Raw genomic sequence first — 14,896 nt, forward strand, 5'->3', positions numbered from 1 at the left:
TTACACTGAATAGGCAGAAAAGGCCTAATTGTGTTATTCATGGTTGCATTGAATTCTTTAAAAATGACTTGCTCCCATTTTTAATATTTGTCTATATTTTCAATTATTTGCGCTTCTGAATCCATTTTTTCTTCCCAATTGCTGTATTTTATAAGAAATTGCTACGAATGATCCTCTCCAAAGCTGATAATTCATCATCACTGTGTCCCCAAATTGCTATAATAGCTGGGCAGGTATTTAAATCGATGGTTAGGGGGAGGGGCTCGTTTTCTTTAAAAAAGAGCGTAAAATGAACCACATTTTCCCAAGAATGAAGCTTTTGCCGCCATACGTTAACATCTTTTATAATATGACCGTCGATCTCGTTGATAAGGAAGATAATACGCCCTTTTTTCTTAAAGCGACTTGGGGTTTGCGAAAACACGCCTGCAATAAGGTTAACGGAGCTTTCAAGTAAACCATCTTCATAGCAATGCGCGAACAAGGTGGGTGCAATTCCTCCGTGGAGGCGGGCTCCTACTTCGATCATCACTGGACCACGAGCTGTTTGCATGATTTCCATATGCGCAGGTCCATATTCAATCCCCAGTGCGCGAATGCATTGTTTTGCATAAGAGATAAGAGGGGCATAAGAGGGATCTTGAGCATCAAGCACATCAAGCGATTCATAAACAAAAGCACTTCCATTATGAATACCTTTTTTATATCGCGATAAAGCACATACCTTTATAGCCTCTCCATTTACAACGGCGTCGACGATGTATTCCTCTCCCTCCAATCTTTCTTGGAGCAAATAAGCCTCGTTAGGTGCGCCAAAAATATTTTTTTTCTTCCAGTCGATTTCAGAGGTCCACGTTACTACTTCCTCAAGATTAGAGAAAAACAAAACACCATCACTCCCTGCAGAATCATTTGGCTTTACCACATAGCCGCTGTGGCTTTCAAAACCATCGAGAGTACAATCGTTTTTTGTAAGAATCTTTGATCGGATGTAAGATAAACCATTTTCACAAAGGCGTTTTTGCATCGCTGCTTTTTTCCGTCGCCAATCGGTAGTCAAGGGGTTATTCCCAAGACAACCATAATAAGCCGCCAATTGCTCTGCACAATAGATACCTCTTTCGGCACCCGCTATTACAGCCTCTATCGTGCCGATAGGAAAGCGTTTCTTTATCTCATCTACACTATGAAGCTTCGCTTCTGCCATGCCCTTTCCCTGATAAGAAAGCATAAAGTGTGAAAAAGGAGCTGCTTGAGAGACAACACCATAACAAGCATAGCCTAATTTTTGCAAAGCAGGGCCATAGAGGGCACCCGTGGAGAAAGGGTCGACAATAAGAATAGGTTTTCTCATACTTTGTTCCGCTGTGATAAAAGGAAAAGAACATAAATAAAGATTATTAGCCCTATAAGGGGCAGAAGATAAACAGCTGCTTGAGGACCCATAAGGGCAGAGCTTGTAAGAAGACCAAGAATGACATAACCTGCCGATTGGGAGAGAGTATAAAGCATACCGCTATAGCTTCCCACCAGCTCTGCTTGAGCCTCTGTTTTGGTTGCTTCAATCGTATGTTTGCGGGCATTAATTCGCATGGTATTCATTGAAAAGCCAATAAAAAAGCAAAAGACCACAGCCAAATAGGGTGATTGTGTGGTGCTAAAAATAAGATCAGCCATGCTCAACATAAGGGCTGGGAGAATAAATTCAAAACGAGGGATTTTGATAAAAGCAGCTAAAAAAGCGCCCACGCCCGCAACCGCACTGCAAAGCCCATAATATTCAGAACCAAAATTTTTCACACTCTGAAAAAGAATAGTTGCCAGCGTATTATAAGCGCAAATATGAAAGCCAATAAGTCCTATGCAGACGCATAAAAGTTTAAGTTCACGGGAGAGCTCATCCGCTTGCGGTGTAGGCGCTGGCTTCTTACCAGTTTCAAGTGTTGTGGTATCTGTGGCGTTATATTCATCGCAAAAGATAATATATCCGGCTATAAGGCTTATAATGATGTCAAACACACAAAGTGTCACAATCAAACCATTATAACCGATTTCAGCTGCTGCCCCTCGAGGGCTGGTCGCTTCTAAGAGATAACCACTCAGTGCTGCTCCCAAAAATGCGCCAATTTGCACCACTGTTTGCATAATGCGGGAAGCCTTTTGGGCGCTAATATAACCACTAAGTGCTAGTTTAGTATTATAAGTCTCGAGAGTGCTTAAGGTAATCAAAGAGAGATAGCCGATAGAGATAGAGACAGCGATAAAACCAAAGGGGGAATCAGCGTAATGGAAAAGTGCAATCAATAAAAGAAGGCTATAGATAATGATTCGCCTTTTGTATAAATCGACCAACCGCAGTGAGGCTTTAATGTGCACAAGACCGCTTTTTTTCAAAAGATAGGGCATAAGGGTGCCCAAAGCCATGGTTACGCCTAGGAAAACCGATGAGGATGTTATGCGATAAGCATTCCAAAGATTACTTAAAAATAAAACCATATCAGAAAGATACAGCAGGACAACAAGCCCATAAAACCGAAACATCCGTTGTTTGTGCACATTATCCCCCCCATTTCAGAATCTCTTAAAAACACACAGTATTATAAATCAGCACACATGTTTACAAATAATAAATACACACACATATTACTGCGCATGTCAAGTTTTTTGGTAGGGAAAATTTGAACGCTGATGTTTATGGTAGTGATAGCTTATTATTCAGGAGAATGAATAGCGATAGAGGCTGGTATTTTTACTGCGTCTGTTGCGGGAGGCTTGCCAATAAGGGGAGAAAGCCAGATAACGAATATAACTATGTCCTAGAGATATATTTTGCGCTTTCAAGTTGATTTTATTTATACTCAAGGTTGAGGTTTTTCTATTGACCGTTGTTAGATGTTGTTGTGACAATAAACTTCGTTATCTATCAGAAACATTTATGGCATTAGCGCTAAGGTATTGTATTAAAGCCTTTACATAGTAGTCTGTCTGATAGAGAGGTATTATTGGTTCAGTTTTAGGAGGCTTTGTTACGGCTGATTTGGACATTGTCGTTATTTGAAGGCTTATTATAATATTCTTAATTTCAGTTTATGAATATACCGAAAAATATAGTGAAACATTTGATTCAAACGCTTTTGCAAGGCATATTTCAATATCTCAGCGATGTTTTCCAAGAATTGCTCTGCTGCTTTTTGACGGGATCGGATATCAAATGCTTGCGAGGGCAGTGGTTTGAGAAAAGATAGAGTTGATTTTATTAGCTTCCTATGGAGCGCAATCTAGTAGCAGCTCTTAAGGGACAATAATATACTGAGATCGAACTCATTTCTATACACTTACACGACGCTATAGGAGTAATCCTCAGAAACTCTACTAGAATTCGTTAAAAAATGGCAGGTTATGGAGTGTGAACAAAAAAATATATTTTTTACAAATACTTAATCTCATTTTAAGTTGTCTAAAATATAACCTTATCTTAAAACTAAGTCTATATACCGCCATTTATCATAAAGTTATACAAAATGCGGGAGTATTGTGTTTTTTTATTTAGAGACGAGTTAAAAAACACCTTATTAAACATTAAGAGATTTCAGACATAAAACAATTTAACTTATGGAAAGTATATAGACAAAATGTATCTTGATAAAAAAGTTTATAATTCCATGGGGTCTCCAAAGAAATTTTCTGGTTCTTTGATTGTCTTATGCGGGTTTGAAGGGAGTGGAAAGACAACACAAACAAAAGAAATTGCTCGCCATTACTCAACAGAAAAACATATAATAAAAACTTTTCAACCCAGTTATTGGTATAGAAATAATCCAGAAATTAGAGATTACTTAGATAATTGAAAAGCAATTGATCCGTTGCTTTTAGCACTCTTATCAGCGACAGATAGACGCAAACATACGCTTGAAATTATTGAACCTTACTTCACGTCATCGCAAAATTTATTAATTAGCGATCGATATGTTTATTCTAGTCTTGCTTATTTTTATGCTCGAGACTTTCTGTTGAAAGTGTAGTTAAATTAAATCAATCTATTCCAAGACCTCATATTACATTTTATCTTCATTTACCGCCCACTACTATACTAGAGCGGTTGCAGAAAAGGGATGGTTTAAACTTAAAATACGAAGAAAAACTCTCTTTTATTGAAAAAGTTTACAAAGTATACAAAGTTTTATCAGAAATAGATGAGCGGTTTATAACAATTGATGGAACTGCTTCTGTTTCTTTAATTCATCATCAAATACGACATCATATAGATGAAGTTTGTTTTTTATTATGAATAAAATCATTTATTAATCAATTTATCCACGATAGATCCTCCTTTATGTATTCGTACTCTAAATCTGAAACTTTAGAGATATGATTGCAATAATTTAACTGTTCAGGAAAAATATCACGTTATATATTTTAATTAAAAAACTAACTGTAATGAGCTTGTTTTAAAAGATTTAGAGAAGGGGAGTAGAAAAGTTAGCAATATTTATTGTGAGGATAATAGTATGTTTATTCTTTTAGAGACGAAGTGTGGTGATAGAAGAACGACATGGAGGAATATACTCGAGCATATTTTAGTGCACGGAATAATAAGGACAATAATGTGAGTGAAGCTTCCATACCGTAAAATTGTTTCACATATGTATAAAGGTGTAGCTTCTGAATAAAACGCACATAAAATATTAATTTTGTTTTTGTCCATAAATGTTCCGTTTTCATAGAAGAATTAATCATAAAACAGCACAAAGATTGTAAAAGCCTCAAAAAAGAAATTTTGCTTTCTTAAATTTAATGATCTAAAATGAAAATTGTAAGAATGCCTGTTTTTAAACAGGATGTATCATGCATATCGACTGGTATTCATTTTAGAGGATAATTTATGTTCACTTCAAATTTGAAGGAACGCATTGCTTTATTTGAAAATAGAACTTTTCTCTATTTTACTTTGAGCGGCTTATTTGCTACATTTGGAAGTGGACTAAATTATATTACATTGTCATGGCTCGCTTACAATCAGACGGGCTCAATCCGTGGTGTAGCGTTGATGATGCTTTTTCTTTGGACGCCTGGCATTATTTTTGCGCCTATTTTTGGCATATTGGCAGATAAATATAATCGTAAAACGCAGATTATTATTTCAAATCTTGTGAGAGGTTTGGTAATTGTAAGCTGGGTAATGCTTTGGCATTTTGGTATAGAAATTGAATTGATGGTCTTATCTGCTCTTTTGGGTATTTTTATCCCTTTTTATATGCCATCAGCTATTTCTTTAATTCAAAGTATTGTGCTGAAGGAACAGCTCATCAATGCAAATGCGACCATCGATATGGTTTATGAACTTGGCACTATCGTAGGTATGGGCTTAAGTGGATTTATACTGTCCTATGCAGGAACAAAAGGAACTCTTCTAATAGGTGGTATATTCTTTATCATTGCTGGTTTATTTAATTTTGCAATGAAGGTACCTAAAAACCGAAGATCTAAAAATCAAAACCAGCAAAATTGGTGGGAAAATTATACAGCATCCCTTCATTATTTTAAACAGAATCCGGCTCTTTTTGTACCTTATATAAGCCAGATGATTATTATGACTCTTTTGATGACCATTCCTGTTATTCTCGTTCCTTATATACAAGAGGTTTTACATGCAGATAGCAGTATCTTTGCAATATTTGAGGTGCTTTATTCTATGGGCGTATTGACAGGTGCGTTTTTTTCACCACTTCTTTGTAAAGTTTTATCTATCAGGAAAACATTAGCCATTTTATTAGCTTTTATGGCTATTGGCCTCGCTATTCTATCTGTTAATACACACAATTTTGTTGTTTTTCCTGTTTACTTTATGATTGGATTTGGACTTTCGAGTTGGGCTCTTTCGATTTCTTTATCACAACTCTCTTGTGATCCTGAATACCAAGGAAGATTGCAGGCAAGTTTTAATGGTATCTCTGGATGCTTGATCCTCGGAGTCTACCTCATTATGGCAAGCGATAACAGTAGCATATCACCTCAATCGATATATTTTTTTCAAAGCATTGTTGCGTTTGTTGGAATACTCATAGTGCTGTTTTATAGACATGAAAAACAATAAATTACGTTTAAGAGTGGTCAATATACGCTATTTTATAAACATTTACGCTGCAGCACATTTCATATTTTGCTTTTAAAGGAGAGTTGAGAAAATGTAAAAGTTGGTGCTTAATGAACAAAGCATAAATTGATGTATACTAGAGAATACTCTCTATTTTTTGATAATGATCTAAAAGAATTGATGCGTTTCTTTAATTCATCTCACTGTTGTTAAGAAGACGAAAACGTAACACTTTAAATCTTCTTGAGAGTTTTTTGTTTAAGCGTAGTAGAAAGTAAAGCAATGAGGTAATATCGTATCATATGGGGAGAGTATTGTATTATTTTTGTTTTTCAAAATCCATATGAAAAATTGTATCAATTTCATCTTCATTGGAATGGGTATTTCTACGACGATGCAAGGTTTGCACAATCTCTTTTTTTAAAACAGCATCTGTTTCACTTAAACGATGAATACTGAGTTCCAATTCAAGAGATAACGCCAAATCCACGCACAATTTAAGCTCTTCTCCAATGTCGAAACCGCGTTGATAGTCGTCATAAAGACCAACCAGTGTATCAGATAATTCTTTATCGCATAAAGAGGTCATGCTTAATTCCTCAACGTTGCGGGTTTCCATGCAGCTTTTTTAAGTATCACTCCACTATCATCACTTAAAATTGCCATGTATACGAACCTCATGGTTTTGTCAATTTTCTGCAAAATACGCGCTTTTAAATCAATGCCTATTAAAGATTTTATTACTCCAAGTTTTTGAAGCGCCCAATTGTAAATATGGATGGCAATGTGTTTACTATAGAACTTATAGCATTTAAAATACACTGCCAAAAGGCTTTTAATGTGCGTAGAGGAAGAGTATTCTGACGATAAACCAAACACCCTGAAATCTCTATTGCCAATTACAGCTAACTCAGTGTCATTAATATATAAAATAAGCAAACAGGGTTTGTAAACGTCTAACTTTTTAATAACGAGTGATAATCTCATTTTTTGTAGAATACCAATTATTTTGCCTATTTTATATTGATTTTTAGACATTGATAAACTTTTTACCTTATAAAAACCTATGGGAAATGAATTTGCATATTTTTGTAATAAGATTTCAGTGGTATATTGCACAGCATGGAATGAAGAGAATCGTATTAGGCTTTTTGCTTTTGGAAGAATATGACTGTGACTTGTGAGAAAGCAGTTGGCAAGAATTGGCTTGGCATGCAAACTGATAGAGTTGGCAGTGGCGCATTTAGCTTTTTCATTGGGCTGTGTCCAAATGTTTTTGACTCTGGAAAATAGCCTCGGATAGGCTTGAGTTTTTCCAAGGTTATATTACAGGGGCGCAGTTCAGTAAAATACCACGGCGATTGCATTTTTTGTGTAATTGTCATAATTTTCGCTCCTGCTTAAACGGATGCTGCAACATCTGTTTTTGTGGGGTTATGTATGTGATAACTGCTCTTTTTAAGGAGCAGTAATAATAGATATAAATCAATATAATTATTTAGTCAACAATTATATTGATTTTGGAGTGTTTTTTGGCTCGTCCGGAAGCAAAACCTAAAACTGAGTTGGCAAAACGTTTTCGTGAAGTGCGTCACGCTCTTGGTTTTACAGAGCGTAAGCAGTTTGCTGCACATCTTGGTATCACTGCTGGCTCTGTAGGAACTTATGAAACTGGTATAAGTGAGCCTACAGCCTCTGCGCTCTCCAAATATCAAGAAATTTGTGGTATTTCCTTAGATTGGCTTGTGACGGGCAATGGCGAGATGTTTTCAGATATGGCAAAGGCAAAAGCAGCTGGTTTTAAACCGCAAGCGATACCTGCTGGGCTGATGAAAAAGCTGGGACATTTAGTTTATACGACCTATCATGATGCAAAAATAGATCTTTCTCCTGAAGATGTTGCGGAATTAGCAGCAGAGCTTTATGGAAGATTGCAAGAGCTTATTCAAAACCTCAATGATATGGAAGAAGTCGAAGCCACTTTGCCACTTTTAAAATTACATTTAAAGCGTAAAATCGAAACTGAAAAGCATATCTAGAAATTTCATAAGATACGAATGAACAGCCTTTTAAAAAAATAAAACTTTTTTGATTTTCTGCTGTATAACCAAGTTTGGAATGTGAAAATCTCACGATCTTCGAGTCTTTTATTCAACCTGAAAAACGAGAAGCTATCATTATAAATCAATATATTGTTCTGATTAAAAATAAAGCAGTTCATAAAAAGAACGACGGGTAGCAATACAAACAAAATTGATTCAAAAAGAAGCTAATATAGTGTCATTCCTGAAATATTTGTTGGTTGAGGGAAAAGATACTGACAACAGTGAAAATACAATGACGATGTTTTGTTCCTATAGAAGGGTAACAGACATATACGCGAGAAGAACGAAAGATCATTTATAGCACTTTTGTCTTTTTATGAAGAGGACAAGATGAGCACGTCGTGCATCATTATATTAAGAAAGATTTCTTTCAAAGATATGCATTATATATTGAAACAGATTATCTCGCAACAAAGAGTGAGATTATCATGATAATCGTTATCTATTACATTGTGCTATAAGTTAAAAAAATCATAAATTTGTGTTTATAAGAACAGCTATTTTATTGAGAAGTATTTTTACAAATTTATAAAAAATTATTTTTTACACTCTTGCCATTTTGCTGATGCGCTTTATTTGAAAAGTAGAATTGCTCTTTAGTGAAACTATTTTGTTAAGAGATAAATCGCAGTATTTTTAAATGGAGATTACGGTATATTTTCAAAGTCTTGTGTTTTTATTGATTTTTTAGCTTGAATCCCTCTAGCTAAAAGGGTTGGGGACTTTTCTAGATTTGATGTTGTTGCAGAGATTTTAGGGCGATGCCGTAAAGATAGCGGTATCGTAGGGGGAGAGTTTTGTCTTGATTTATTGGTTTTTGAAGTGCGCAAACAAGGGTTTTGCCGTGTGTGTTTTCGCACATTGTAATGATGTTGAACTCTGTTGGAGGAGGTTCTTATGAAAAAAAAATATTCCACACCAAATTTAATTAAAGTTGTCTCTCTTAGTACGGTAATGGCGACACTCTTATCGAGTGTTTCTCCTGTTTTTGCTGCCAATCTTGCTATAAGAGGAGCGACTATTAATAGTTCGAATCTTGGTGATGTTTCATATGCACATGGTAGTCATGGCAGTGTTGTTCTATCTGGTGATGATGACTACTGTGGTGTAGATAACGTTATTGGGCGTGGCGGCAAACAACAAGCGTCAGTTACTCAACGAATAACTGCAGAAGTCCAATATAACAGATTTATCACTGATCAAAAATTTGGTGATCGTAATCCTTATGGCACAACTACTGAAAAGGTCACTTGGGGTGGTAATAGTTGGACAACCCCTCGTGGTGGTTATATGGGAGCCCTAACGAGTGGCACTATTAGTGCTATGCCTGAGGCTTATGGTGTTTATTCTTTTGCTACCGGTTGTGGATCTGCTGCAACGGGTAATTATTCAACCGTTTTTGGTGCAGGTGCGACAGCAAAGGCAGGGGGTGCGCAAGCCTTTGGTGTTTCTGCACTTGCGGCTGGAAAAGCAAGTGTTGCTATAGGTGTGGGATCAGAAGCGTCGGGGGAATCTACGGTTGCTATTGGTGGGCTTGCAACTGCATTAGGTAAAAATAGCGTTGCTATGGGGACAAAGGTAAGGGCAGAAAAGAATTATGCGATTGCTATAGGCTCAGAGGCTGAAGCTCAAGCTTCAGGTTCTATTGCAATAGGGAGCAGACTCTCTGATAGAACTGAGACCGCTAATCCTGAAAGAAGAGTAATAGCGAAAGCTGAAAATGCGATTGCTATAGGTACGCACACATATGCTGAAGCGGAAGATTCTGTTGCTATTGGTGCAAATGCACAAGTAACTGTTTATGATGGTGTTGCTATAGGTGGAGGTTCTCTTTCTGATAGAGAAAAGGGGACTTTTGGTTATGATCCTGCCTTAAATGATAACTCGACAGAAGACGGTATGGCATGGAAAAGCACTGCAGGGGCTTTTAGTGTTGGTGAAGTTGGTGGCAGGGATAAGGGTAAACTAACACGACAAATTACAGGAGTTGCAGCGGGGAGTGCAGACACTGATGCGGTAAACGTAGCACAGCTAAAAGCTATGAGAGAAGTTATAGCAGGGGGAGGGGGCTGGAAACTTTCTGCTAACGATACCGATCCTATAGACGTGAATCCAGGAAGTACAATAGATTTTTCAGTGAAAAGTAAAAAAGACGAAGGAAAAGACAACTTAAAGATTGCAAAAAACACTGAAGGCACTAAGCATAAAATTGAATTTACTTTAAGTGATACTCTCACACTTACAAAAGTCACCACAGGCCAAAGCACGATGAGTGATGATGGCTTTTTTGTTAATGGTAAAGATGGTTCGCGCATGACTGTGGATGGCTTTTTTATTAATGATAATGGTCCAAATATAACTGTGGATGGTATTGATGCAGCCAAGCAAAAGATCACAAATGTAGCAGAGGGGACTGAAGATACCGATGCTGTAAATTATAAACAGCTGAAAGCTGTACAAGAGGCAACCAAAACGAGTTGGCAGCTTGCTGTTAACGGTGGAGATGCTACAGCTATTGGACCAAATGGCACAGTAAATTTCCAAGCAGCTGGAGATGAAGATAGAAAGAATATTAAGATTACAAAAGATAATGATCACAATGTCACATTTGATCTAGCTGATAATATTAAAGTAATGAGTGTCACAGCAGGAGAAAGCATTATGAGTGCTGTTGGCTTTGGGTTTGAAGGTGGTGATGGGCCGAGCATAACTGTTAAGGGCATTCATGCTGGTGATAAAACGATTAAAGGAGTAGCGGCAGGGGAAGACGATACCGATGCTGTAAATTATAAGCAGTTAAAAGACTTTACAGCGGGAATTAAAACGGGTTGGAAACTTGCTGTTGAAGATGAAGAGCCTACAGATATTGGGGCAGAGAGTACAGTAAAGTTTGTAGGTGTTAATGCAGAGGATGGTAATGAAGAAAGTAAGAATATCAAAATTACCAAAAACGGTGACAATACTGTAAAGTTTGATTTGAATGATATTGTCAGAGTTAAACGTGTAATAGCAGGTAAGGCGAATGTAAGCGATGATGGCTTCGTGATTACTGGTGGTCCTAATATGACTACTGGGGGTATTTATGCTGGTAATAAACAAATTAAAGGGGTGGAAGAGGGAACTTTAGAGACCGATGCAGTGAATGTTGCACAATTGAACAAAATAAAAAATGAAATAGCAGGAAATAGTCTTGTTAAATGGGATGAAGTGCAGAAACTTATCACCATTGGTAAGGAAAAAAGTGGTACGAAAATTGATATCGCAGGTACTGATGGAGGGCGGATCATTACAAGCGTCAAAAATGGTGCAATTTCTGAAGATTCAACAGAAGCAATAAATGGTAGCCAGATTAATCAGATATCTGGAGATATTGCGAATTTCTTTGGTGGGAATGCAGCATTTGAAAATGGCGTCTTTGTAGGTCCAAAGTATAATTTATCTACAGTTTCTGCAGATGGTAAGGTAGTGCAGATGGTGTATACTGATGTTGGCTCAGCGTTGACAGGGCTTGATGTGAATGTCAAAAATGTAAATAGTCGTTTGACGCATGTTACTAATGAGTTTAATCAGAAATTTGATGATTTCTCTAAAGATGCTTTGCTTTGGAGCGAAAAAGAGCAAGCATTTGTTGCACTGCATGGACCAAATGGAGAAAAAACAGAAAGTAAGATTACTTACCTTTTGAATGGTGACATTAATGAAGACTCCACTGATGCAATAAATGGTTCCCAGCTTCATTCAGTGGGTAGTCAGATTGCTAATTATTTTGGCGGTGGAGCTAGCTATAAGGATGGAGAGTGGAGCAAGCCTACTTTCAAAATTTCTCAGCGTAATGAGGATGGTACTATTGTTGAGAAAAAGCATCATAATGTTGCTGATGCTTTTGAAGGTGTCGATAATTCTATCACAGATATTTATAATCAGATTAATAATGTGACAGAAAATAGCCTTGTAAAACAGGAAGGAGAAGATGGTCTTATTACTGTGGGTAAAGCAACCGGTGGTACTGAAATTAGCCTTGTAAATAAAGATAATCAAGAAAGAACACTTTCCGGTGTGAAAGATGGAGAACTTTCTCAAACATCAACGCAAGCGGTAAATGGTTCACAGCTTTTTGCTACGAATAAGAAGGTTACAACTGTTACTGGTAATCTATCAAAAGTTGCTGAAAATACATCGAAATATTTTGGGGGTAGTACAGATGTACTCGAAGGTATAGAACCAACTTTCCTTATTCAGGGGCAGACACATCGTAATGTTACGGATGCATTTACTGCTGTCAATACTTCTATCACAAATATTGATAATAAGATTTCCGATGTGGTAAAAAATAGTCTTGTTAAGCAAGACGGAGTTTCTGCTTCTATCACTATTGGTAAGGATACAGCTGGTACTGAGATCAATATTGCAGGATATGGTAAGGTCGCACGTTCCATTTCTGGTGTTAAGGCAGCAGAAAAGGGCGATGAAGCTGTTAACAAAGACCAACTTGATAAAAGCATAAAGGATATTACGAAAGATATTGAGACAGCAAGTGCTGCTGCTGTTCTCTACGATAAGAATGGCGATGATAGCGTTAATTACGGTAGTGTAACTTTGGGTGGCAATAAGAGTAATGGGCCAGTTGCTCTTCATAACGTAAAAGATGGCAGCCTTTCTCAAGATTCTCATGATGCAATCAATGGTAGTCAGATTAATAAAATATCAGCAGATATTGCAAAGTTTTTTGGTGGTGGTGCAAAGTTCATTAACGGTGCTTTTGAAGGGCTGAAATATACTTTATCGGCTATTGTAGGTGGTGAGGTAGGGAAGGCTAACTTTTATGACGTTGGTTCAGCTTTAACAGGTCTTGATAAAAATGTTCAAGATGTGAATCAACGCTTAACGAATGTATCCAATGAGTTTAATCAGAAAATTGAAGATTTCTCTAAAGATGCTTTACTGTGGGATGATGATGAAGAAGCATTTGTGGCACGTCATGAAAAAGATGGGCAGAAAACAAAGAGCAAATTGAAGTATCTTTTGGATGGTGAGATTGCTCAAGGTTCAACAGATGCCATTACGGGCAACCAACTTTATTCCATGAATAACCAGCTTGCTAATTATTTCGGTGGCGGTGCTAAATATGAGAATGGCAAATGGACAAATCCTACTTTTAAGATTGTTCAAGTCAATGCTGATGGTACGACTGTTGAGAAAGAGCACCATAATGTCGCTGATGCTTTTGGTGATATTAATAATGGGATGTCAAATATTAACAACCGTATTGATGATGTCATCAACAAGGTCGATACAGATGCTTTAAAGTGGAACGATAAAGAAAAAGCCTATGATGCTAATCGTGATGGCAAGCCGAGTAAAATTATCAATGTAGCTGATGGTAAAATTGTAGAAGGTTCGAAAGATGCGGTTAATGGTGGACAACTTTGGGAAACCAATGAACGTGTCACGGGTGTTGAAAAAGATGTTAAGCATCTTACCAACAGAGTCGACAATATTTCCACTACGGTTACGGATATTGGTGAAACGGTTTTCAATATTGAAAACAAAGTTAACGATATTGCTGAGGACGCTGTTCGTTATGACAGAGATGAAAACGGCAAAAAGACCAATAAAATCACATTAGCGGGTGGTGATGCCAGTGAACCTGTTTTGATTGATAATGTAGCTGATGGTAAAATTGAGAAGGGATCAAAAGAAGCTGTAAATGGTGGTCAACTCCATGACTATACTAAAGAACAGATGAAGATTATTCTTGATGAATCCAAGCACTACACAGATCAACGGGTTAATAATATTGTGATTGATGCGATTGATGATGCTGTTGATCAGTCTAAACAATATACAGATATGAAGTTTAACGTTTTAAACTACAGTATTGAGAGTGTGAAAAAAGAGGCAAGACAAGCAGCGGCTATTGGTCTTGCGGTGTCTAACTTACGCTACAATGATACACCTGGAAAATTAAGCGTTGGATTTGGTACTGGTTTATGGCGTAGTCAATCTGCATTTGCCTTTGGTGCAGGTTACACCTCAGAAAATGGAAAATACCGCTCTAACATATCCGCAACAACTTCTGGAGGTCACTGGGGTGTAGGTGCGGGATTCAATATGACATTGAACTGATAATAAACAAAATACATAAAAATTCCTTTTCACCCCTGTCTCATGAGGCAGGGGTGAATTGTTGTTACGTATGTAAAAATTATATATAAATTGATAAGCGCTATAACGACAAATACAGGTTTAAAAAACAGAAAAAACCTATACACTTTCAACAAAATGAACCTCTTATTTCAAAATAAGATAATAAGTTTTTCATAAATTATAAGTTCATTATTTTCTTAAATCTGAAAAATCTGTAGCGCTTTACAGATAGAAAAAAACTTTCGCTCTACTACAAATCTATTAAAAAGTTTTCTACTAAGATAAAAGTACACATTCAAATGTATTTCAACTTTACTGGAAGAAGTTATAAAACAATCCACTAAATTAACTCTACCCCTTGCAAAAAACAAACAATAAGTTTAAAAGTTAAAAAAACTAATTACCACAAAGAAATTTACTTTCTTAGGAAATGTAAAAGAGCAAAACACATTAACCATAAAAGCTAAAAACACAACTTCTCTATCTTTGCAGTCCGGTACTAAATTTTTGAATACGTTTAGAAAAACCAAATTTAGGAAACTTTATAGCG

General features: G+C 36.7%; 10 protein-coding genes and 1 pseudogene. 6 read left to right on the forward strand and 5 right to left on the reverse strand.

The window, feature by feature from the left end:
* Positions 1-148: 148 nt before the first annotated feature.
* Both ACFILH_RS06940 and ACFILH_RS06945 read right to left on the reverse strand, forming a co-directional pair.
* Complete coding sequence (locus ACFILH_RS06940) at positions 149-1,354, reverse strand: ATP-grasp domain-containing protein (RefSeq protein ID WP_375667562.1); 1,206 nt, start codon at positions 1,352-1,354, stop codon at positions 149-151.
* Complete coding sequence (locus ACFILH_RS06945; protein ID WP_375630723.1) at positions 1,351-2,541, reverse strand: hypothetical protein; 1,191 nt, start codon at positions 2,539-2,541, stop codon at positions 1,351-1,353. The genes ACFILH_RS06940 and ACFILH_RS06945 overlap by 4 nt, the downstream gene beginning before the upstream one ends.
* Before the next feature lie 1,091 nt (positions 2,542-3,632).
* Between ACFILH_RS06945 and ACFILH_RS06950 the strand changes: the two genes are divergently transcribed.
* The 4 genes and pseudogenes from ACFILH_RS06950 (at position 3,633) to ACFILH_RS06965 (ending at position 6,094) form a co-directional block, all read left to right on the forward strand.
* On the forward strand, positions 3,633-3,848 hold the full coding sequence (locus ACFILH_RS06950) for a hypothetical protein (protein ID WP_375667564.1): 216 nt from the start codon (positions 3,633-3,635) through the stop codon (positions 3,846-3,848).
* A gap of 15 nt (positions 3,849-3,863) precedes the next feature.
* Entirely contained in the window at positions 3,864-4,022 is a 159-nt protein-coding gene (locus ACFILH_RS06955) for a hypothetical protein (protein ID WP_375667565.1), read from the forward strand.
* Positions 4,013-4,288, forward strand: a pseudogene (locus ACFILH_RS06960) (dTMP kinase); the annotation flags it as partial. The gene ACFILH_RS06955 and the pseudogene ACFILH_RS06960, both read left to right, overlap by 10 nt.
* Positions 4,289-4,882: 594 nt before the next feature.
* Positions 4,883-6,094: an MFS transporter gene (locus tag ACFILH_RS06965; protein WP_273790295.1), complete on the forward strand. Its 1,212-nt coding sequence runs from the start codon at positions 4,883-4,885 to the stop codon at positions 6,092-6,094.
* A gap of 319 nt (positions 6,095-6,413) precedes the next feature.
* Here the strand turns inward: ACFILH_RS06965 and ACFILH_RS06970 are convergent, their stop codons facing one another.
* The 3 genes from ACFILH_RS06970 to ACFILH_RS06980 all read right to left on the reverse strand — a co-directional run bounded on the left by ACFILH_RS06970 (position 6,414) and on the right by ACFILH_RS06980 (position 7,479).
* On the reverse strand, positions 6,414-6,683 hold the full coding sequence (locus ACFILH_RS06970) for a hypothetical protein (protein WP_012754562.1): 270 nt from the start codon (positions 6,681-6,683) through the stop codon (positions 6,414-6,416).
* 2 nt (positions 6,684-6,685) lie between these two features.
* Complete coding sequence (locus ACFILH_RS06975; RefSeq protein ID WP_375630477.1) at positions 6,686-7,132, reverse strand: hypothetical protein; 447 nt, start codon at positions 7,130-7,132, stop codon at positions 6,686-6,688.
* A 104-nt stretch (positions 7,133-7,236) separates the two neighbouring features.
* Positions 7,237-7,479 carry a hypothetical protein gene (locus ACFILH_RS06980; RefSeq protein WP_375667567.1) on the reverse strand — a complete coding sequence of 81 codons (243 nt, stop codon included), beginning with the start codon at positions 7,477-7,479 and terminating at the stop codon, positions 7,237-7,239.
* Positions 7,480-7,626: 147 nt separating this feature from the next.
* Here ACFILH_RS06980 and ACFILH_RS06985 point away from each other — a divergent pair, with 147 nt between their 5' ends.
* Together ACFILH_RS06985 and ACFILH_RS06990 are read left to right on the forward strand one after the other, a co-directional pair.
* On the forward strand, positions 7,627-8,133 hold the full coding sequence (locus tag ACFILH_RS06985) for a helix-turn-helix domain-containing protein (protein WP_273790298.1): 507 nt from the start codon (positions 7,627-7,629) through the stop codon (positions 8,131-8,133).
* A gap of 963 nt (positions 8,134-9,096) precedes the next feature.
* Complete coding sequence (locus ACFILH_RS06990) at positions 9,097-14,325, forward strand: Vomp family autotransporter (protein ID WP_375667569.1); 5,229 nt, start codon at positions 9,097-9,099, stop codon at positions 14,323-14,325.
* Positions 14,326-14,896 lie beyond the last annotated feature (571 nt).

The sequence above is a fragment of the Bartonella sp. CL435QHHD genome (assembly GCF_042195095.1).
Taxonomy (GTDB): Bacteria; Pseudomonadota; Alphaproteobacteria; order Rhizobiales; family Rhizobiaceae; genus Bartonella.